The organism is Aeromicrobium endophyticum (assembly GCF_003586285.1).
Classification (GTDB): Bacteria; Actinomycetota; Actinomycetes; order Propionibacteriales; family Nocardioidaceae; genus Aeromicrobium; species Aeromicrobium endophyticum.
Genome location: NZ_QUBR01000001.1, coordinates 1,598,546 through 1,618,986, shown reverse-complemented (window position 1 = coordinate 1,618,986; position 20,441 = coordinate 1,598,546). Strand labels below are relative to the sequence as shown.

Annotated in this window: 18 protein-coding genes and 1 tRNA gene; 6 read left to right on the top strand and 13 right to left on the bottom strand. The window is 71.5% G+C overall.

The window, feature by feature from the left end:
• Nucleotides 1-26: 26 nt before the first annotated feature.
• Complete coding sequence (locus DX116_RS07960) at nt 27-1,301, bottom strand: DUF1501 domain-containing protein (protein WP_119703581.1); 1,275 nt, start codon at nt 1,299-1,301, stop codon at nt 27-29.
• Nucleotides 1,298-2,764, bottom strand: coding sequence for a DUF1800 domain-containing protein (locus tag DX116_RS07955; RefSeq protein ID WP_119703580.1), 1,467 nt, complete (start codon nt 2,762-2,764; stop codon nt 1,298-1,300). Before DX116_RS07955 ends, DX116_RS07960 begins: the two co-directional genes overlap by 4 nt.
• Before the next feature lie 142 nt (nt 2,765-2,906).
• Between DX116_RS07955 and DX116_RS07950 the strand changes: the two genes are divergently transcribed.
• Complete coding sequence (locus DX116_RS07950) at nt 2,907-4,061, top strand: pyridoxal phosphate-dependent aminotransferase (RefSeq protein WP_119703579.1); 1,155 nt, start codon at nt 2,907-2,909, stop codon at nt 4,059-4,061.
• 109 nt (nt 4,062-4,170) lie between these two features.
• Here DX116_RS07950 and nhaA read toward each other — a convergent pair whose 3' ends face one another.
• Nucleotides 4,171-5,457, bottom strand: a complete 1,287-nt coding sequence (nhaA, locus tag DX116_RS07945; protein ID WP_119703578.1) for a Na+/H+ antiporter NhaA — start codon at nt 5,455-5,457, stop codon at nt 4,171-4,173.
• 99 nt (nt 5,458-5,556) lie between these two features.
• Between nhaA and DX116_RS07940 the strand changes: the two genes are divergently transcribed.
• The gene (locus tag DX116_RS07940; RefSeq protein ID WP_119703577.1) at nt 5,557-6,597 is read left to right on the top strand and encodes an alcohol dehydrogenase catalytic domain-containing protein; all 1,041 of its coding nucleotides are present in this window, start codon (nt 5,557-5,559) and stop codon (nt 6,595-6,597) included.
• Here DX116_RS07940 and DX116_RS07935 read toward each other — a convergent pair.
• Nucleotides 6,584-7,507, bottom strand: coding sequence for a DMT family transporter (locus DX116_RS07935; protein ID WP_199715956.1), 924 nt, complete (start codon nt 7,505-7,507; stop codon nt 6,584-6,586). The two genes, DX116_RS07940 and DX116_RS07935, sit on opposite strands and share 14 nt — an antisense overlap.
• Before the next feature lie 72 nt (nt 7,508-7,579).
• Here DX116_RS07935 and DX116_RS07930 point away from each other — a divergent pair, with 72 nt between their 5' ends.
• Nucleotides 7,580-8,497 (top strand): LysR family transcriptional regulator, encoded by a 918-nt coding sequence (locus DX116_RS07930; RefSeq protein WP_119703575.1) that lies wholly within the window; start codon nt 7,580-7,582, stop codon nt 8,495-8,497.
• A 21-nt stretch (nt 8,498-8,518) separates the two neighbouring features.
• On the opposite strand, the gene DX116_RS07925 is transcribed toward DX116_RS07930, so the two are convergent.
• Complete coding sequence (locus tag DX116_RS07925) at nt 8,519-8,974, bottom strand: MarR family winged helix-turn-helix transcriptional regulator (protein WP_119703574.1); 456 nt, start codon at nt 8,972-8,974, stop codon at nt 8,519-8,521.
• Nucleotides 8,975-9,067: 93 nt separating this feature from the next.
• On the opposite strand from DX116_RS07925, the gene DX116_RS07920 reads away from it, so the two are divergent.
• Nucleotides 9,068-9,889 carry an alpha/beta fold hydrolase gene (locus DX116_RS07920; RefSeq protein ID WP_119703573.1) on the top strand — a complete coding sequence of 274 codons (822 nt, stop codon included), beginning with the start codon at nt 9,068-9,070 and terminating at the stop codon, nt 9,887-9,889.
• A 116-nt stretch (nt 9,890-10,005) separates the two neighbouring features.
• Here DX116_RS07920 and DX116_RS19750 read toward each other — a convergent pair whose 3' ends face one another.
• Both DX116_RS19750 and DX116_RS07915 read right to left on the bottom strand, forming a co-directional pair.
• The gene (locus DX116_RS19750; protein ID WP_147393620.1) at nt 10,006-10,197 is read right to left on the bottom strand and encodes a hypothetical protein; all 192 of its coding nucleotides are present in this window, start codon (nt 10,195-10,197) and stop codon (nt 10,006-10,008) included.
• A 62-nt stretch (nt 10,198-10,259) separates the two neighbouring features.
• Nucleotides 10,260-10,335 (bottom strand) — tRNA-Thr (locus DX116_RS07915).
• Between the two features lie 96 nt (nt 10,336-10,431).
• On the opposite strand from DX116_RS07915, the gene DX116_RS07910 reads away from it, so the two are divergent.
• The gene (locus tag DX116_RS07910; protein WP_119703572.1) at nt 10,432-10,719 is read left to right on the top strand and encodes a chorismate mutase; all 288 of its coding nucleotides are present in this window, start codon (nt 10,432-10,434) and stop codon (nt 10,717-10,719) included.
• A 66-nt stretch (nt 10,720-10,785) separates the two neighbouring features.
• Here DX116_RS07910 and DX116_RS07905 read toward each other — a convergent pair whose 3' ends face one another.
• The 6 genes from DX116_RS07905 to topA all read right to left on the bottom strand — a co-directional run bounded on the left by DX116_RS07905 (nt 10,786) and on the right by topA (nt 19,074).
• Nucleotides 10,786-12,306 (bottom strand): alpha/beta hydrolase, encoded by a 1,521-nt coding sequence (locus tag DX116_RS07905; protein ID WP_158591936.1) that lies wholly within the window; start codon nt 12,304-12,306, stop codon nt 10,786-10,788.
• On the bottom strand, nt 12,303-13,460 hold the full coding sequence (locus tag DX116_RS07900; protein WP_119703570.1) for a DNA polymerase III subunit delta': 1,158 nt from the start codon (nt 13,458-13,460) through the stop codon (nt 12,303-12,305). The genes DX116_RS07905 and DX116_RS07900 overlap by 4 nt, the downstream gene beginning before the upstream one ends.
• Nucleotides 13,457-14,101: a dTMP kinase gene (gene tmk / locus DX116_RS07895; protein ID WP_119704188.1), complete on the bottom strand. Its 645-nt coding sequence runs from the start codon at nt 14,099-14,101 to the stop codon at nt 13,457-13,459. Before tmk ends, DX116_RS07900 begins: the two co-directional genes overlap by 4 nt.
• Before the next feature lie 70 nt (nt 14,102-14,171).
• A complete protein-coding gene (locus DX116_RS07890; protein ID WP_119703569.1) occupies nt 14,172-15,338 on the bottom strand; it encodes a low temperature requirement protein A in 1,167 nt (388 codons plus the stop codon).
• A gap of 43 nt (nt 15,339-15,381) precedes the next feature.
• Entirely contained in the window at nt 15,382-16,302 is a 921-nt protein-coding gene (locus tag DX116_RS07885; protein ID WP_119703568.1) for a hypothetical protein, read from the bottom strand.
• 3 nt (nt 16,303-16,305) lie between these two features.
• Nucleotides 16,306-19,074 carry a type I DNA topoisomerase gene (topA, locus tag DX116_RS07880; RefSeq protein WP_119703567.1) on the bottom strand — a complete coding sequence of 923 codons (2,769 nt, stop codon included), beginning with the start codon at nt 19,072-19,074 and terminating at the stop codon, nt 16,306-16,308.
• A gap of 143 nt (nt 19,075-19,217) precedes the next feature.
• Between topA and DX116_RS07875 the strand changes: the two genes are divergently transcribed.
• Nucleotides 19,218-20,441, top strand: a complete 1,224-nt coding sequence (locus DX116_RS07875) for an MFS transporter (protein ID WP_119703566.1) — start codon at nt 19,218-19,220, stop codon at nt 20,439-20,441.

Here is a 20,441-nt window from a genome sequence, read left to right as displayed (position 1 = left end):
GGGCGCAGCGGTGCACGGGGGTCGGCTCAGCGCATGAAGCCCAACGGCTTGGCGGTCACGCCCGGAAACACCGTCGAGAGGTCGAGCGACGGGAAGCGGGCCCGCAGGATCTCCATGAGCACGCTGCGGTAGTCGGTCGTGACGGCCAGGTCGCCGTCGACCTGTGTGCCCGTGCCGAGCGTCGGCCAGCGTGAGTAGTACTTCCCGCCCACTACTCCCGCACCAAGGGCCAGCACCGCGTTGCCGTAGCCGTGGTCGACGCCGCGCGAGCCGTTCTCGGTGAGGCGGCGACCGAACTCGCTGAGCGTCACGACCGTGACACGTCCGGCCTCCGGGCCCAGGTCGGTGAAGAACGCCGCGAGGCACGAGGCGAGGTCCTTGATGGTGCTCTCGACCCGCCAGCCGAGGTCGACGTGGTGGTCCCAGCCGCCGGCGTCGACCGCGACGGCCTTGACGCCGACCTTGGCGCGGATCAGGCCCGCGGTCGTGCCGAGCGCCTCGCCGAGCGCCGAGTACTTCGGATAGGTCACGCCCGACGGCGGACCGGCCGGCACGGCCCCCGCGACGTCACCGGCACGGGCCGCCAGGGCGAGGGCGTTGATGCCGGCGGCGCCGAGCGGCCCGTCGTGCGCGGTGTACTGCGAGCGCAGCGTCGCCGAGACCTTCGGCCCGAGCTTCGGGTCCTGGTTGAACGGCATCAGCAGGTCGTCGAACCCGCCGGTCGCGAGGCTCGGCGCCGGACCCACCAGCGACGTCGGGGTGACGGTCGAGCCGATCTGGATGCCGTCGAAGACGTCGGGGGACGAGGCGAGGCCTGCGATCATCCGGTTGATCCAGCCGATGCGGGCCGAGCTGCCGGGGTCGGCGTCCTCCAGCAGCTCCATCGCCTCGAAGTGGCTGCGGTTGGGCACCGGCAGGCCCACGGCGTGCAGGCCTGCGACCTGGCCCGCCGCCCACATGTCCTCGAGCGGCGCGAAGGCCGGGTGCAGGCCGAAGGTGCTGTCGGCGCGCAGCAGCCGGTCGCGCGCGATCGCCGTGGTCGGCCTGGCCGCGTAGTAGGCGCTCTCGGCGTGGGGCACGATCATCGACAGGCCATCGGCGCCGCCGCGCAGCGACACCACCACCAGGATGTTGCCCTCGGTGGCGCCGTAGACCGTCGACGTCAGCACGTCGCCGAACATCGACGTCGTCACGCCCGCCATCGCCGCCAGACCCGCGGCCTTCAGGATCGAGCGCCGGCTGACGCCGTAGTCGTCGCAGCCGCAGTCGTCGGCGGGCGTGCTGGCCGGTGGCGCGCTCATCGCAGCATCCCCTCGGGCGAGTTGAGGACCGCGCCGCGCAGCACGGTCCACGTCCAGTCGGACACCGCCGACGCCGTGTCGAACTTCTGCGTGTCGGCCCGGTTGAGGGCCTCGGCGACCCCCTGGCGCAGCGTGGCGGTCGCGGGACGTCCGAGCAGCATGCGCGACTGGTGGTCGACCAGCTGACCGAGCGTCACGGGCCACGTCGTGGGCATCACGTCGGCCCGCGCGGGGATCGCGATGTCCTTCGCGCCCCACCAGTTGCCGGCGAGCGCGTAGTGGATGTTCCAGCTGCGCACCATCCGAGCCGGCGACGTCCAGGTCGACGACGTCTCGGGAAAGCCGTCGGGGCGCGGCCAGTCGAACTGCATCTGGCCCACCGAGCTGCTCATCCAGACCACGTGCCGCGCGAAGGCGGCGTCGTCGGTGGCCCCGACCGGACGCATGTCGAGCACGCGAGCGCAGTTGACGACGTCCTCGATCGGGGTGCGGACCTTCTGCCCGGCGGACGCGACGAACTCGGGGTGGCGCACCATCGCCCGGAGGGTGGCGCGGATGTCGGTGTCGGAGGCGCGGTAGGCCGCGGCGACCGCCGTCACGATGTCGTCGGACGGCTCGTCGGACACGAACCGCAGGCACAGCCGCCGGGCGAGGCGCTGGGCGGTGGCGGGGTGCCGGGCCAGGTGGTCGAGGTAGGCGTCGACCACGGGGCGTCCGTCGGCGGCGGAGTTGGGGTGCGTGAAGTCCATCACCGAGACCGCGCCGACGTAGTGGTCGTTCGGCTCGTACGAGGCGGCGTAGCCGTCGAAGACCTTGACCTTGAAGCCCGTCAGGATGCGGGCCGAGCTCTTGACGTCCGCCTCGTCGTAGCCGGCGGGACGGCCCACGGTGTAGAGCTCGAGCAGCTCGCGCCCGAGGTTCTCGTTGATGCCCCGCTTGGTGTTGGACGAGTTGTTGAGCCAGCCCGACATCGCCGGGTGCACGATCGCCTCGCGCAGCATCATCCGGAAGCGGCCCAGCGAGTGCCGGCGGATCACGTCGTCGTACGACCGGCGCCACGGGAACGAACGGTCCTCGCCGGCGGGGATGTAGAGCAGGTTGGACCAGAAGTCGGCCATGACCTCCTGCACCTGGCGACGGGCCACGAGCTTGCGCGCGAGCGTGTAGCTCGAGAAGTCGTAGCCGAAGTCCCAGGCGCTCTTCTCCTCCCGCTTCACGCGGCCCCACGCGGCGGCGGGATCGTCGGCGAGCATCGGGAACCACGACGACACCCGGGCGCCGGCGGTGTCGACCAGCCGCGACGGGGCCAGCTGCCGCTCGAACCACTGCTGCCAGCCGCCGACCGAGCGCATGTCGGCGACGACGTCCTCGTCGACCCCGAAGCTGAACCGGTTCGCGACCAGCTGCTGCCGGGCCGACAGGGTCGCCGGGGTGACGGCAGCCGAGCGTCGTGTGGTGCCCACGGTCTCCCCTCCGCGCCGTCCTGCGTGGTCACGGGCCTCCCTGCCCGTCGCACCGCTCGTGCGCGACCTGCGCCCAGCCTAGGGCGCGGCGGCGCGGTTCGGGAGACCTTCGACGAACATCCGCGCGGCTACAGTCGGTCGGGTGAAGACCTCCAGCGCCCGGATCGCCGGGCTCGGCACCACGATCTTCGCCGAGATGAGTGCCCTCGCCGCTCGCACCGGATCGATCAACCTGGGTCAGGGCTTCCCCGACACCGACGGGCCGGACGAGGTGGTCGACCGCGCCGTCGACGCCCTGCGCTCGGGCCGCAACCAGTACGCGCCGGGCACCGGGGTGCCCGAGCTGCGCGCCGCGATCGCCGCCCACCAGCAGCGGCTCTACGGCCTCGCCGTCGACCCGGGCGAGGAGGTCGCCGTCACGACCGGCGCGACGGAGGCGATCGCCGCGGCCCTGCTCGGGCTGGTCGACCCCGGCGACGAGGTCGTGGTGCTCGAGCCCTACTACGACTCGTACGTCGCCGTCATCCAGATGGCCGGCGCGGTGCGGCGGCCCGTCACGCTGCGCGCACCCGACTTCCGGTTGCCGCTCGACGAGCTGCGCGCCGCCGTCACGCCACGCACCACCGCGATCCTGCTCAACTCGCCCCACAACCCGACCGGCACGGTGCTGCGGCGCGACGAGCTCGAGGCCGTCGCGGCGCTCGCCGTCGAGCACGACCTCGTCGTCATCAGCGACGAGGTCTACGAGCACCTGACGTTCGACGGCCTGCCGCACATCCCCATCGCGACCTTGCCGGGCATGGCCGAGCGCACCCTGACGATCTCGAGCGGCGGCAAGACCTTCTCGTTCACCGGCTGGAAGGTCGGCTGGGCGACCGGGCCGGCGACCCTCGTGCGGGCGATGCTCGGCGCCAAGCAGTTCCTCACCTACACCTCGGGCTCGCCGCTGCAGCCGGCCATCGCGCACGCGCTCGGCGCCGACGACGCCTTCTTCGACGACCTCACCGCCCGCATGCAGGCCCAGCGCGACCTGTTGTGCGAGGGGCTCGCCGAACTCGGTCTCGACGTGTTCGTGCCGGAGGGCACCTACTTCGCCACGACCGACATCCGTCCGCTGGGCTTCGACGACGGGCTCGAGTTCTGCCGGATGCTGCCTGAGCGTGCCGGCGTCGTCGCGATCCCGCACCAGGTGTTCCACGACTCCGAGGCGGGACGCCCCCTCGTGCGGTGGGCGTTCTGCAAGCGTCCCGAGGTCATCGCGGACGCGCTCGAGCGCCTGCAGGCCCTGCGCCGCTGACGGAGCCGGTGCCGCCCTCTGCCTGAGCGGTGGATGCTCCACCGAATACGGGCGATTCCGCGATCATTCGGTGGCAGACCCACCGCCCGGGGAGGGGGACGTCGGCCGGTCAGCGGTCGTAGACGTCGGGCACGCCGTCGCCGTCGGCGTCGACCGCCTCGCGCGCGGCGATGTCGGCGTAGACCCGGTCGCGTCGCTTGAGCACGACCGTCGCCAGCAACGCAGCCAGCAGGGAGCCCGTCAGCACGCCGACCTTGACGTGGTCGTCGCGGTCGGACCCCAGGCCGTAGGCCAGGTCGCCGATCAGCAGCGAGACCGTGAAGCCGATGCCGGCCAGCACGGCGACACCGAAGACGTCGGTCCACGCGAGGTCGTCGTCGAGGCGGGCGCGGGTGAAGCGGGCGAAGAGCGCCGTGGTGCCGAAGACCCCCACCGTCTTGCCGACGACGAGGCCGGCGACGATGCCGAGCGCGATCGGGTCGCGCAGGGCGTCCGACAGCCCTGACAGGCCGCCGACCGCGACGCCCGCCGCGAAGAAGGCGAACACCGGGACGGCGACGATCGTCGAGATCGGACGCACGCGGTGCTCGAAGTGCTCGGCCAGGCCGATGCCCTCCCCGCCGTCACGGCGGAGCACCGGCACGGCGAAGCCCAGCAGCACGCCGGCGACCGTGGCGTGCACGCCCGACTCGTGCATGAGCACCCACGTGACCGCCGCCAGCGGCAGCAGCAGCCACCACGAACGGATGCGTCGCTGCACCGCGACCGCGAACAGCGCCAGCGGCACCAGCGCGGCCGCGAGGTAGCCGACCTGCAGGTCGGAGGTGTAGAACACCGCGATGATCGTGACGGCCAGCAGGTCGTCGACGACGGCGAGCGTCAGCAGGAACGTCCGCAGTGCCGTCGGCAGGTGCGAGCTGACGACCGCGAGCACGGCCAGCGCGAAGGCGATGTCGGTCGCGGTCGGGATGGCCCAGCCTCGCAGGGCGGACCCGCCCCCGGCGTTGACCGCCACGAAGACGAGCGCCGGGACGACCATGCCTCCCATCGCCGCGACCACGGGCAGCGCCGCGCGGCGGGGATCGCGCAGGTCACCGGCGACGAACTCACGCTTGAGCTCGAGGCCCACCACGAAGAAGAAGATCGCGAGCAGCCCGTCGGCCGCCCACGTGGCCAGCGTCAGGTCGAGGTGCAGGGCCGATGGGCCGACGCGCGTCTCGCTGAGCCGTTGGTACGAGTCGCCGACCGGCGAGTTGGCCCACACCAGGGCGATCACCGTGGCCGCCAGCAGCAGCGCACCACCGACGGTCTCCTTGCGCAGGACGACGCCGATGCGCTGGGCCTCGGGCCAGCTGCTGCGAGACAGCAGCGAGCGGGAGTGGCGGGGACGATTCATGAGGGGCAGCTCCGAAGTGGGTCGACGACGTCTTGCCGACCAGACTTCCCGGCGCACCTAGGTCCAGTCTAACGGTCGGACAGCTCTACGCTGACTCGCATGCGCGCGGTGAGGTTCGACCAGTTCCGGCAGCTGCCCCAGGTGGTGGACGTCCTCGACCCGACGTGCCCCGACGACGGCGTGGTCGTGCAGGTCGCCGCCACGGGCCTGTGCCGCAGCGACTGGCACGGCTGGCGCGGGCACGACTCCGGCATCGCGCTGCCGCACGTGCCCGGGCACGAGCTCGCCGGCACGATCACGCAGGTCGGCTCCGGCGTGACGTCGTGGCACGTCGGCGACCGCGTCACGACGCCGTTCGTTCTCGCGTGCGGGTCGTGCGCGTCGTGCCGGCGCGGCGACCACCAGGTGTGCGACGACCAGCGGCAGCCCGGCTTCACCGGCTGGGGGTCCTTCGCCGAGCTCGTGTCGATCGAGCGCGCCGAGGTCAACCTGGTGCGGGTGCCGGACGCGATGTCGTTCGACGTCGCAGCGAGCCTCGGGTGCCGGTTCGCCACGGCGTACCGCGCCGTCGTCCACGTGGGCGAGGTGACCGAGGGCGACCAGGTCGTGGTGCACGGGTGCGGCGGCGTGGGGCTCGCTGCCGTGATGGTCGCGGCCTCGCGCGGCGCCACCGTGGTGGCCGTCGACGTCTCGCCCGCCTCGCTCGAGCTGGCCGCCTCGCTCGGGGCGGCGACCACGCTCGACGCCCGCGAGGTCGACGTGCCCACTGCCGTCCGAGAGGTCACCGGCGGAGGCGCGGACGTCTCGATCGACGCGATCGGGCACGAGTCCGTCGTGCTCCAGGCACTGCGGGGCCTGCGCACCCGCGGACGCCACGTGCAGATCGGGCTGCTCGCCGCGGGCGACGCTCCCCTGTCCGAGCTGATGGCCGCCGTCATCGCCGGCGAGCTGCAGGTGCTGGGCAGCCACGGCATGGCCGCGCACGAGTACCCGCCGATGATGGACGAGATCGCCGCCGGCCGGCTGCACCCCGAGCGGCTCATCCTCGACGCGATCGGCCTCGACGACGTCCCGGCCCGGCTCGCCGGACTCGACCAGGTGGGCTCGGGCGCGGGAGGCGTCACCGTCATCCGCCCGTGAACGCACCCTCGGCCGTGACCAGGCGGTGACGCTGCTCGACCGAGCGACCCCAGGCCGTGCCGACGAGGATGAGCACGATGCCGCAGAGGCCGGCGGCGGAGACCTCGTCGCGCGCGATCGCGATGCCGCACACCGCGGCCCACACGGGTTCGGTGCCGAGCAGCAGGCTGACGCGCGACGGCGACGTGCGTCGCACGGCCCAGGTCTGCACGAGGAAGGCGAAGACCGTGCAGACGAGCACGAGGTACAGCAGGAGTGCGACCCCGGTGACGTCCAGCCCGGCCAGCAGGTGCGGCACCGAGTCGCCGTGCAGCAGCGAGGCCAGGCTGAACAACACCGCGCAGGTCGTCAGCTGAACCGTGGTGAGGTGCAGCGAGTCGAGGGACCTGCCGCCGGTGAGCCGGGCCATCGACGTGACGTGGACGGCCCGGGCCACCGCGGCCAGCAGGATGAGCAGGTCGCCCGCGGTCGGGGCGGTGAGCGCGCCGTTGCCGGCCAGCAGGGCGACGCCCACCACGGCGGTGACGGCCGCCGCGAAGAAACCGCCCGGCAGACGGCGCCCTGACACCGCCGCATCGAGGACGGGGGTCATCACCATCGTCAGGCTGATGATGAGGCCGGCGTTCGTGGCCGTCGTGTGGGCGATGCCGAAGGTCTCGAGGACGAAGACGACCGCCAGCGCCAGCCCCAGCAGGCCGCCGACACGCACCTCGGCGGACGACACGCGTCCCCGGCGAACGCGGACGACTGCGGCCATCGCCGCGGCGGCCAGCACCATCCGCACCGCGAGCAGGGCCAGCACGGACGTCGTCGAGACCAGCTCCTTGGCCACGAGGTAGGTGGAGCCCCACGACGCGGCCACGAGGAACAGGAGCAGGTCGACGCGTATTCGGGCGGCGGGAGCGGTCACCCGTCCATGCTCGACGTGCGCGAAGCATCGGACAAGACGCGAGTTTCGCGCCCAACCCATTAGCCTGAGCTAATGGAAGTGACCCAGCTGCGAGCGCTGCGCGAGCTCGGCGAGCGCGGCAGCATCGCTGCGGTCGCTGCCGCCATGCACGTCACACCCTCGTCCGTCTCGCAGCAGATCAGCGCCCTGCAGCGGCGATCGCCCGTCCCGCTGACCTTCAAGGACGGACGCCGCACGGCGCTCACCGATGCGGGCCGCGCCCTGGCCGCGGCGGCGGTCGACGTCGAGGTCGCGCTGCAGCGCGCCGAGCAGGCCGTGGCGAGCTTCCAGGACCAGCCGTCGGGGAACGTGTCGGTGGCCGCGTTCCACAGCGCGGGCCTGGCGGTCTTCGGCCCGCTCGTCGCGGCACTGGCCGGCCCCGGCGACCCCGACCTGCGGTTGAGCGACTTCGACGTGGCGCAGGAGGCCTTCGCCGGGCTGACGTCCGAGCACGACCTCGTCCTGGCGCACCGGCTGGTCGGCAGCCCGCCGTGGTCGCGGTCTGTCCGTGTCGAGCCGCTCGTGCTGGAGCCGCTCGACGTCGTGGTGCGCCGCGACCACCGCCTGGCCGCCGCGGCGTCCGTCGAGCCCGCCGACCTGCACGACGAGGAGTGGGTCGCGGTGCACGAGGGGTTCCCGCTGAACCAGGCTCTGGCCGTGATCGCGGGCGTCGGCGGCAGCGAGGCCCGCGTGCGTCACCGCATCAACGAGTTCCGCGTCGCCGCCTCCGTCGTCTCGGCGAGCGGCTGCATCGCCCTGATGCCTCGCTTCACGACCGACCTGCACGACCACCCCGAGCTGGTGCTGCGTCCCCTCGCCGGTCCGGGGATCGGCCGCTACATCGACTGCCTGGCGCGACCCGAGACGCTCGAGCGCGCCACCGTCCAGACCGTCCTGGCGCACGTCCGGGGCATCGTGTCGGGGCTCGCGGCTCCTCTGTCGACCCGCTGATCGTCGCGCGGGTCGAGCAGATCAGGCGATCGCCTCGCCCATCGCCGCCTCGACGCGACGGAGCGTCGACTGCAGCTGTCGCAGCTCGTCGGCCGTCATGCCGAGGTCGTCGCGGATGGTGCACCGCACCTCGTCGGCGCCCGCGTGCACCTGGCTCCCCCGTGCCGTCAGCGTCAGACGGACGGAGCGGCGATCGCTCGCATCGACCTCGCGCGCGAGCAGGCCCTGGGCCTCCATGCGCCGCAGCATCGGCGTGAGCGTGGCGTGGTCGAGCCGCAGCGCCTCGGCGACCTCCTTGATCGTGCTGGGGCCGGCCGAGCCGAGGTAGAGCACCACGAGGTACTGCGGGTACGTGATGCCGTGGCGCTCGAGCACGGGGCGGTAGCGACGCGTCATCGCCCGCGAGGCGACGTAGAGGTCGAAGCACACGAGCTCGTCGAGGATGCCGCCGTCGCGGACGGGCGGTGTGCTGGTCATGGATCCTCCTCGTGCGTCCCGGCTTCGGATGGTGTCACGCGCCGTCCTGTGCCAGATTATCTAGTACACAAGATATCTCATCGAAGGAGCATCATGGCTGACATCGACGTCAACGACATCTCGCTGCACCTCACCGACACGGGCGGCGACGGACGCCCCGTCGTGCTGATCCACGGCTGGCCGCTCTCGGGCGCCTCGTGGTCCGAGCAGGTGCCGGCCCTGACCGAGGCGGGCTACCGCGTCGTCACGTACGACCGCCGCGGCTTCGGCGAGTCCGACAAGCCCGGGGCGGGCTATGACTACGACACCTTCGCCGCCGACCTCGCCGGCCTGCTGACGTCGCTCGACCTCACCGACGTCACGCTCGTCGGCTTCTCGATGGGCGGCGGAGAGATCGCGCGCTACGTCGGCAACCACGGCACCGACCGCCTGCACTCGGTCGTCTTCGCCGGCGCCGTCCCGCCCTACCTGCTGAAGACCGACGACAACCCCGACGGCGGCCTCGCCGAGTCCGACGTCCAGGACATGGAGAACGGTGCCCGCACCGACCGCGAGAACTTCCTCGACGGGTTCGCGACGAACTTCTTCTCGGCGGACGGCGAGCTGAAGGTGACCGAGGAGCAGCGTCAGGACGCTCTCGCGCTGGCGGCGCTCGCGCGGGACGAGGCGCTGGTCGGCTGCATCGGCGCGTTCGGTCGCACCGACTTCCGCGACGACCTGACCAAGGTCGACGTGCCGACGCTCGTCATCCACGGCGACTCCGACGCGATCGTGCCGTTCGAGGTGTCGGGCCAGCGCACCGCCGAGACCATCGCCGACAGCACGCTCGTCGTGGTCGAGGGCGCGCCGCACGGCTTCAACGTCAGCCACGCCGGCGAGTTCAACGCCGCACTGCTCGACTTCCTCGCGAAGTAGGTCACCCAGAACCCCGCGACGTGTGACGGACTGCACCGGTCCCGACCGGCTAATCGGTGCAGAACGTCACGCTTCGCGGTGGCCGGGTCGTTCAGCGCCGTCGTGCGGGGGCGAGGTCAACGCGGGACGTGTGCGCGGCGGTCGACGATGTGCTTCAGGTTCCATCCGCAGCAGAACAGCGCGAACGCCGACAGCCCGAGACGGATCCATCCTCCATCGACGGTGGCCTGAACGATCGAGGCGGTGGCGAGCGGGGCAGCCACGACGTTCACGACGAGTTCAAGCCGAGTCGCGCGAGAAGAGGACACCCGGCAAGTGTGCACCACCTGGCCGAGGTTGCGTCCCGACGGGCTGTGACCCGGGAAGATGGTGGAGCCGCCTGTCGGAATCGAACCGACGACCTTTTCATTACGAGTGAAACGCTCTACCGACTGAGCTAAGGCGGCCAAGGTCCGCCGGGGATCGCCCGCCGAACCGAGAACAGACTCTACCCGGTGATCGCCGGGGATTCACACCGGGCCGGTCACCGTAGACTCGCACCCGTGACTGACACGACGCGCGCCGAGCTCGAGGAGATCCGCTCCAGCATCGACAACATCGACGCGGCGCTGATCCACATCCTGGCCGAGCGGTTCAAGTACACGCAGCGAGTCGGGCGGTTGAAGGCCGAGCACGACCTGCCGCCGTCCGATCCGGCGCGCGAGGAGCGGCAGATCACCCGGCTGAAGGGCCTGGCCCTCGAGGCCGATCTCGACCCCGCCTTCGCCGAGAAGCTGCTCAACTTCATCATCGCCGAGGTCATCCGGCACCACGAGGACATCCGCGGCTGATCGAGACGCGATAATCGGGTCCTGTCAGCACCGTCGCGGACAGAACCCGATTCTCCGGTCACTCCGTCAGCAGGTGGTGCCGGCCTTGGGCACCGCACCCCTTGCGAGGTAGCCGTCGACCGCCTTCTTGATGCACGTGTTGCCTGACGCGTAGGCCGTGTGGCCGTCGCCGTCGCGGGTCAGCAGTACGCCCGAGTCGAGCTGCTGAGCCAGCGCCTCGGCCGACTCGTAGGGTGTCGCCGGGTCGCGGGTGGTGCCGACGACGACGATGGGCGGCGCGCCCTTGGCCTCGATCGTCGGGAGCGGGTTGGCGGACTTGATGGGCCAGTCGGAGCACCCGAGCGCGCCGAAGGCGAGGGCCCGGCCGAACACGGGGGACGTCTTGACGAAGCGCGGGGTCTGCTTCTCGACGTCGGCGAGCGTCAGACCACCGGGGCTGTCGAGGCAGTTGATGGCGCTGATGACCTGGCCGCTGTTGGACCCGTACGAGCCGTCGGGCTTGCGGTCGAAGTAGACGTCGGAGAACTGCACCAGCACGGAGCCGTCGCCCTTGAAGGCCGCGTCGAGCGCCTGGCTGAGGTAGGGCCACGACTGCTTGTCATAGAGCGTCACGGCGATGCCGAAGAAGGCGAGCCCCTCGGTGAGCTTGCGGTCGCCCACACCGGGCAGCGGCTCGGCGTCGAGCTGGTCCATGAGGGTCGAGATCTTGGCGATGCCCGCCTCGGCGTCGGTGCCGATGGGGCACTTCTCGGACGTGACGCAGTCGGCCGCGTAGGCGGCGAGCGCCCGCTGGAAGCCCTCGGCCTGCGCGTAGCTCGACTCGACGGCGTCGAGCGACGGGTCGACCGCACCGTCGAGCACCATGCGACCGACCTTGTCGGGGAACAGCTCGGCGTAGACGGCACCCAGCTCGGTGCCGTAGGAGGCGCCGAACCAGTCGAGCTTCGTGCGACCGACCAGCGCACGGACGACGTCCATGTCGCGGGCCGCCTCGACCGTCGACACGTGGGCGGCGAGTGCGCCCGAGTTGGCCTCGCAGGCCGTGCCGATCGAGGCGAACGCCGCCCGTGAGGCTTCGACCTCGGCGGGGTCGTCGGGATCGGGGTCGCTGGCCGCGTAGGCGTCGAACTTCTTGGCCGGCAGGCACGTCAGCGGCGAGCTGAGCCCCACGCCGCGCGGGTCGACGCCGATGACGTCGGCCGACTCGCGCACGTCGTCGCCGAGGTCGTTCTTCATCTCGCCGGCGTAGTCGATCGCCGAACCGCCCGGCCCGCCCGGGTTGACGAAGATGCTGCGGGTGCTCTCGCCGGTGGCCGGGTAGAGCACCAGGCGCAGCTTGGTGGTCTCGCCGCTCGGATCGGCGTAGTCGACCGGCACCGTGACGGTGGCGCAGTGGCCGCCCGTCTTGCAGTCGGACCAGGCGAGGTCTTGCGTGTAGAACGAGGACAGCCCCTTCGGGGCTCCCGCCTTGAGCGGGGTCGGCTCGTCGAAGCCCGGCGAGCGGGTGGCATAGGCCGCGTAGACGGTGACGCCCACCAGGAGGGCGAGGACGGTGGCGATCAGCAGGGTCGTACGGGCACGGGTCACCGGCGGAGTCCAATCATCATGCGCTCGAGAGCGAGAAGGGGGGCGGCGTTGGCCGTGAGGGCCGCCCGGCAGTCGACGATGGCATCGATAGCGCCGATGGTCGACTCGGGCGTCCACATGCGGGCGATCTCGTGGATGTCGCCGGCCACGTCGGCGTTGACCAGCGCGGCACCGTTGGTGCACTGGACGGTGAGGACGTCACGGCAGAACGACAGCAGGTCGAGCAGCACGCCGTCGATGGCGTCGCGGGTGAGCCGGGTACGGCGCCGCTTCTGCTCCTTCTCGAGGGTCGCGACGGCACCCGCGTAACCCGCCGGACGACGTCCGCGCTCCTCGACGCCCCAGGCCTGCCGAATGTCGGCGAGCTCGCGCTCGTCGGCGGCGTCGCAGAACGCGGCGGCCCGCGCCGTGGCCTCGTCGCTGACCCGCTGGGCCGCCGACATGCAGTGGCCGAGCCCGCGGATCGACAGCGGGATGGACAAGATGGCCCGGCGGCGCTCGCGGGCGTCGGCATCGCGGGCCAGGCCCCGCGCACGACCGATGTGGCCCTGCGAGGCCGCCGCGACGGCCTGCGCCATGGCCGGCTCGATGCCGTCGCGCTCGACCAGCAGACGGGCGATCGCCTCGGTGCCGGGGGTGCGCAGGACGACCGACCGGGACCGCGACCGCAGCGTGATCATGACGTCGTCGGCGGCAGGCGCGCACAGCATCCAGACCGTGTGGCGCGACGGCTCCTCGATGGCCTTGAGCAGCGCCGCGGCGGCAGGGTCGGTGAGGCGGTCGGCGTCCTCGACGATCAGCACCTGCCAGCGTCCGAGGGCCGGCCGCAGCGACGACGCGCGGACGTACTCGCGGATGCCGTCGACCCCGATGGTGAGGCCCTCGGTGGTGATGACGGTGATGTCGGGGTGGCTGCCGGCCCGCGCCGTGGTGCACGAGTGGCACTGCCCGCACCCGCCGAGCTCGCACTGCAGGGCCGCCGCGAACGCCAGGGCCGCGTTGGACCGACCCGAGCCGGGCGGGCCCGTGAACAGCCAGGCGTGCGTCATCGAGCGACCCTCGCCCGAGGCCGACGCCACGGCGCTGCGCAGCGTCTCGACGACCGGCTCCTGCCCCACCAGGTCGGTCCAGACCGATGTCGACGTGGTGGTCACGGCGCGCCGATCTGGCTGAGCCACGGCTCGACCGCGGCGCGGATGTCGTGCTGGATGTCGTCGGGCGTGCGGCCCGCGTCGACGACCAGGTAGTGGGCCGGGTCGACGGCCGCGAGGTCGAGGAAGTGCTGACGGACCCGTTGGTGGAACTCGAGGGGCTCGGCCTCGATGCGGTCGGCACCCTCGAAGCGGCTCAGCCCGACGGCCGGGTCGACGTCGAGCACGATCGTGAGGTTGGGCCGCAGGTCGGACGTCGCCCAGCGCGCGACGGCCTCGAGCTCGGCGATGCCGATCTCGCGGCCGGCGCCCTGATAGGCCAGCGTCGAGTCGACATATCGATCTGTCAGCACCACGTGCCCGTCGGCGAGTGCCGGGAGGACGACACGATCGACGTGCTCGGCCTTGTCGGCGGCGTAGATCAGCGCCTCGGTGCGCGGCGACAGCTCGCCGGTGTCGTTGTCGAGCACGATGCGGCGCAGGACCTGCCCGACCTCGGTGCCACCGGGCTCGCGCGTGAGGAGGACGGGATGCCCGAGGCTCTCGAGCCACTCGACCAGCAGGCCGGCCTGCGTCGACTTGCCCGCCCCCTCGCCGCCTTCGAGACAGAGGAACAGCCCGGTCTCGGTGAAGAGGGGATCCATGGAGGCGAGCCTAGTCGGCGGCACCGTCAGGGCCAGCGTGGGTGAGACGCCGGCGTGCGCGGCGGAGGGCTCAGCCGGGCACGGCATCGTCGGCGTCACGTGACGTCAGCCGCACCTCGATCGCCAGCAGCGCCGCGCAGATCAGCCCGACCCACAGCTCGGAGACCGGCACGAAGGTCACCGCGACGCAGCCAGCGATCGCGGCACCGAACGGTCCGGCCGTCCGGATGCTCGCGTCGTGCAACCGCACGTTGACGATCCACAGCGCCGCGAGCGCCGCGGCGACCGGACCGGTCACGAACGCGCTGCTCACGACGTCGCCGACCTCGGCGTGGTGCCCGTAGAAGGCGATGCGCGCCGACAGCCCCGCGCCGACGGCCGCGGTCGCCCCGAAGATCACGTAGTGCCCGAAGCCCCAGACGTAGCCGACGTCGTTGCCCGTGAGGATGTCGCCGTTCTCGCGCGCGAAGTAGAGCCACCACGCCGAGAACGTCACCAGCACGCCGCCGATCACGACGTACCAGAGCTCGAACGGCGGGTCCTCCTCGGCGAACGCGTTCTGCAGCGCGATCGTGACCGACAGGATCGTCTCGCCCAGCACGATGATGAAGAACAACCCGTACCGCTCGGCGATGTGGTGCGGGTGCCACGGCGTGGTGCCGGCCGCCTCGGCCCACACCGGCACCGCGAAGTCGAGCACCACGAGGACGACGAACAGACCGATCGGTATGTCGCCGGAGGTCGCCAGGAGCGCCACGACCCAGCCGATCTGCACCGCGACCAGCCCGCGGGCGTAGCGCAGCGCGGTGGCACGGCGCTCGGGATGCCCTGCCGCAGCGCGCAACCACATCAGCACCAGCCCGACGCGCATGATGACGTACCCGACCACGCCGAGCGTGAAGTCGTGCTCGAACATCGGCGGCACGCCGGCTGCCAGCACGAGAGAGCCGAAGATCTGCAGGAGCGTGAGGACCCGGTGGATCGTGTCGTCGGGGTCGTAGGCCGAGTTGAACCAGACGAAGTTGAGCCAGGCCCAGAAGATCGCGAAGAACGACGCCGCGAACCAGATCAGGCCGTTGGCGACGTGGCCGTGCGCGATCTCGTGCTCGAGCGTCAGCGCCCCCTGCGCGATCGCCACGACGTAGCAGAGGTCGGTGAACAGCTCGAGGGGCGAGGCGACGCGGTGCTGCTCGTGCGGGTCGCGGGGACCGAGGGGCCGCACCAGCGAAGCGATCATCGCTCGATCCTAGGGCCTGGGCCGGACGTCCAGGGCCGGATGCTCAGGGCCGGGCGGAGCCGTCGGTCGCGGCCGACGGCGACGGCCGTGGCGTCGTCGGAGGAGGCTTCCGCGACACCTCGACGTCGACGGCGCCGGCGGGTGCCAGCTCCTGCAGCGCGGCGATGCTCTCGTCGGACGCCGTCGTCGCGAGGCTGATGCCCAGCATCGGGGGGCGCTCGCCCGGCGAGCTGGACGACCGCGCCCACAGGCCGGCGTAGTCGGGCGAGCGCCGCGCCTGCTCTACGACGTCGCGCACACCGCCCAGCCAGGCCAGGTCGTCGCCGCCGGCTCCCGCGACCCGCTCCTCGCCGCGCGCGAGCTCGAGGTCGGGGGCGAGCACGGTGCCGTCGGGCTTGCGCCGTCCCACCCCCGCAGCCACCACGGCCTGCACCGCGGGTGCCGTGACGAGCGGGTCGGACGTGGTCTCGACGCGCACGGCGTCCGCCTCGGCCATGACCGAGACCAGACCGGGGTCGGCCGGGACGTACGACTGCGCGTGCTCGACCAGCGACGTGATGCGCGCCCGCGTCGCGGCCGTGTCGGGCAGCGGGGACGCCAGGTCGAGGTAGAACGAGGTGGTCGCCGCGGGATCGTCGGCACCGTCTGCCGCGATGCTGACGGTCAGGTCGTTGCTGTCGACCTCGCGCTCGGTGGTGTGCGTGACGATCGCGGTGGTCGCCTCGACCACGCCGTCGGTGTCGAGGGCCGGGTCGAGCGTCACCGACGTCGTGGCCGAGCCCGAGTAGGGCAGGTCGTTGGCGCCGTCGACCTGGTGCGCGACGACGGCGTCCTGCGTGTCGAGGAAGGCGTCGAGCTCGACGGCGTAGGCGTCGCCGGCGTTGACGTCGCCGCACCCGGCGAGGGTCGCCGCCACGGCCATCGACGCCGCCGCGACCGCGGCCCTCAGCGCCCCGACCCTCATGGCTCAGCCCTGGTCGGCTGCGGCCCGGGTCGTCGCCTTCTTGGCTGCGGTCTTCTTGGTCGTCGCCTTCTTGGCCGTGGTCTTCTTGGCAGCCGCCTTCTTCGCGGGCGCCTTCTTGGCCGTGGTCTTCTTCGCCGCCGTCTTCTTCGTGGCCTTCTTGGCGGTGGTCTTCTTGCCGCCCTTCTTGGCCGGGCCCTTGGCACGGCGCTCGGCCAGCAGCTCGAAGGCGCGCTCGGGCGTCAACGTCTCGAGCGAGTCGTCCTTGCGCAGCGTGGCGTTGTACTCGCCGTCGGTGACGTACATGCCGAACCGGCCGTCCTTGGCGACGACGGGGCTGCCGCTGACGGGATCGTCGCCGAGCTCCTTGAGCGGAGCGGCAGCAGCCTTGCGACCGTACGTCTTGGGCTGGGCGTAGATCGCCTTGACCTCGTCCTCGGTGATCGTCAGCAGCTGGTCCTCGCGCTCGAGCGATCGCGAGTCGGTGCCCTTCTTGAGGTACGGCCCGTAGCGTCCGTTCTGCGCCGTGACCTCGGTGCCGTCGTCGTCGACGTAGACGACGCGCGGCAGCGTCAGCAGCTGCACGGCCTGCTCGAGCGTGATGGTGTCGAGGTCCATGTCCTTGAACAGGCTCGCGGTGCGCGGCTTGTCGGCCTTCTTGGCACCCTCGGGCAGCGCCTCGGTGACGTACGGACCGAAGCGGCCGTTCTTGGCCGTGATCGCCAGACCGGTCTCGGGGTGGTTGCCGAGCTCCTTCTCCATGCCGGACGGCGTGGCGAGCAGCTCCTTGGCCTTGTCGAGCGTCAGCTCGTCGGGCGGCAGGTCGTCGGGGACGTTGGCGCGCGTGGGCACGTCCTTGCCGTCCTCGCCCTTCGTGAACGGGGGACCCTCGACGTACGGTCCGTAGCGGCCGACGCGCAGCGCGATGTCGTCGCCGAGCGGGAACGTCGCGAGGCCGCGGGCGTCGATGTCGGGCAGGTTCTCGACCAGGCGCTTGAGGCCGGTGTCGCCGTCCTCCTCGCCCGTCCAGAAGCCCTGCAGCACGTGCAGGCGCTCCTCGCGTCCGTTGGCGACCTCGTCGAGGACGTCCTCGAGCTGCGCCGTGAACGTGTACTCGATGAGGCGACCGAAGTGCTGCTCCATCAGGCGGATGACGCTGAAGGCGATCCAGGCCGGGACGAGCGCCGTGCCCTTCTTGTAGACGTAGCCGCGGTTCTGGATCGTGCCGACGATCGAGGCGTAGGTCGAGGGGCGGCCGATCTCGCGGGTCTCGAGCTCGCTGATCAGCGAAGCCTCGGTGAAGCGCGACGGCGGCTTGGTCTCGTGGCCGGCCTTGCCCAGCTCGGCGGCCGTGACGGTCTGGCCCTCCGACAGGTTCGGCAGCTTGGTCTGCTGGTCGTCGCCCTCGGCGTCGGCGTCGTCGTTGGACTCGACGTACGCCTTGAGGAATCCATAGAACGTGATGGTGCGGCCCGAGCTGCTGAACACGACGTCCTCGCCCGTGCTCGCCTGCGTGCCGATGCGGATCGAGACCGAGTTGCCCTTGGCGTCGTTCATCTGGCTGGCGATCGTGCGCTTCCAGATGAGCTCGTACAGGCGCAGCTCGTCGCCGACCAGGCCGGTCTGCTTCGGGGTCTTGAACTTCTCGCCCGCCGGGCGGATGGCCTCGTGCGCCTCTTGGGCGTTCTTGACCTTGCTGGCGTAGGTGCGCGGCTTCTCGGGCAGGTAGGCGTCGCCGTAGAGCTCGAGCACCTGGGCGCGCGCCCCGTTGAGCGCCGTCTGCGACAGCGTCGTGGAGTCGGTGCGCATGTAGGTGATGTGCCCGCCCTCGTACAGGCGCTGCGCGACCTGCATCGTGCGGGCGGCGCCGAAGCCGAACTTGCGCGAGGCCTCCTGCTGCATCGTCGTGGTGCGGAACGGCGCGTACGGACGACGCGTGTAGGGCTTCTCCTCGACCGAGCGCACCGTGAACGGCTGGTCGGCCAGCGCCTCGGCCAGCGCGCCGGCCTGGGCCTCGTCGAGGTGGGCGACCTTGTCGGACGTCAGCGCGCCGGTGTTGTCGAAGCTGCTGCCCGAGGCGATGCGCTTGCCGTCGAGGCTGAACAGCTTGGCCGGGAACTGCTGCGGGTCGTAGCCCTCGCCGGCGTCGAACGTGGCCTCGAGGTCCCAGTACGACGCGACGTGGAACGCCATGCGCTCGCGCTCGCGCTCGACCACCAGGCGCGTCGCGACGGACTGCACGCGGCCGGCGGACAGGCCGCTCATGACCTTCTTCCAGAGCACCGGGCTGACCTCGTAGCCGTACAGGCGGTCGAGGATGCGGCGAGCCTCCTGGGCGTCGACGAGGTCCATGTCGATGTCGCGAGGGTGGGCGATCGCGTACTGGATCGCGTCCTTGGTGATCTCGTTGAAGACGATGCGCTTGACCGGCACCTTGGGCTTGAGCTCGTCGAACAGGTGCCACGCGATGGCCTCGCCCTCGCGGTCCTCATCTGTCGCGAGGACCAGCTCGTCGGCGTCCTTGAGCAGCTTCTTGAGCTTGGTCATCTGCGACTTCTTGTCGGCGGAGACGACGTAGATGGGCTCGAACTCGGAGTCGATGTTGACGCCCAGGCGGGCCCACGACTCGCCCTTGAACGCGGCGGGCACCTCGTCGGCGCCCCGCGGGAGGTCGCGGATGTGGCCGACGGAGGAGTCCACGACGTAGCCGTCCCCGAGGTAGCCCGCGATGCTGCGGACCTTGTTGGGGGACTCGACGATGACGAGCGTGGTCACGGGAACTCCTGAGGTGGTCGGACGCGCATACGCTAACGCGTCCTGTCAAGGAACACCGAACCGCACTACTACAGAGCGTCGTTGACGAGGGTGCGCACCGTGACACCGGATCGGGCTGTCGGTGGACGGTGAGAACATGTCCTGTGGCTTTCTCGGGGTATGCGCAGCTGTGGGCGGACCGCCGCGTCCGCGCGCTGCTGATCGCGGCCTTCTTCGCCCGCATCCCGGCGATGACCGCTCCCCTGGTGCTGACCCTGTTCGTGGTGCGCGAGCTCGACGCGAAGTTCGTCATGGCGGGCGTCGTGGCGGCCGCGTCCACCGTGGGTGCAGGCATCGGGGCGCCGTGGCGCGGACGCCTGATCGACCGCCTCGGCATGCGCCGGGCCATCATCCCGTCGATCGTCGCGGTCGCGGTGCTCTACCCGCTCGCGGCGATGACCACCTCACCGCTGGTGCTGGCGCCGATCGCCTTCGGCATGGGGCTGTTCCTCATCCCGATCTTCTCGATCGTGCGGCTGTCGCTCAGCGTCATGGTCCCCCAGGAGCAGCACCGCACGGCGTTCGCCGCCGACAGCGTCATCGCCGAGGCGGGCTTCATCATCGGCCCGGCCGTCGGAGGCCTGCTGGTCATCCAGGCGGGCGCCGACGTCTCGCTGGCGCTGATCGGCGCGTGCGAGGTCGTGGCCGGGCTGATCTTCTGGCGCCTCGACCCGCCGACGAAGTCCGTGCCCTCCCCCGACGCCCCCCAGGTCGACGACACCGTGCCGTCCGCGCGGGTCACGTGGGTGTCGAGCCAGGTGCTGTTCCTGTTCCTCATCTCGGCGGGCACCATGATCGCGTTGATCTCGACCGACCTCGGCATCGTCGCCGAGCTCGACGACCTCGACCACGTCGGCTCGGTCGGCATCGTCTTCGGCGCCTGGGGCCTGGCGTCGCTCGTCGGCGGGCTGCTCTACGGCGCCCTCGACTTCTCCGTCCGGCCCACCTGGCTGCTGCTCGCGCTGGGGGTCACGCTGATGCCGGTCGGCCTGGCCGACAGCGTCTGGGTGCTGGCGCTGTGCGTCGTCCCCACCGGCTTCCTGTGCGCTCCCACGATGTCGGCAGCGAGCGAGTGGATCGCCAAGCTCGTGCCCGAGCAGCGTCGCGGCGAGGCGATGGGCTGGCAGGGCACGGCCTTCACGATGGGCGGCGCCGCGAGCTCGCCGGTCGTCGGCGCCGCGATCGACGGTGTCGGCCCGTGGGGCGGCTTCCTGGTCGGCGGCTCGATCGCGACGGCCATCGCGCTCGTGGCGTTCGGCGGCCAGCTCGTGCCGCGGTGGCGTCCCGACGAGGTCGACCGGTCCGTCTCGGCGGAGACGTCACGATGA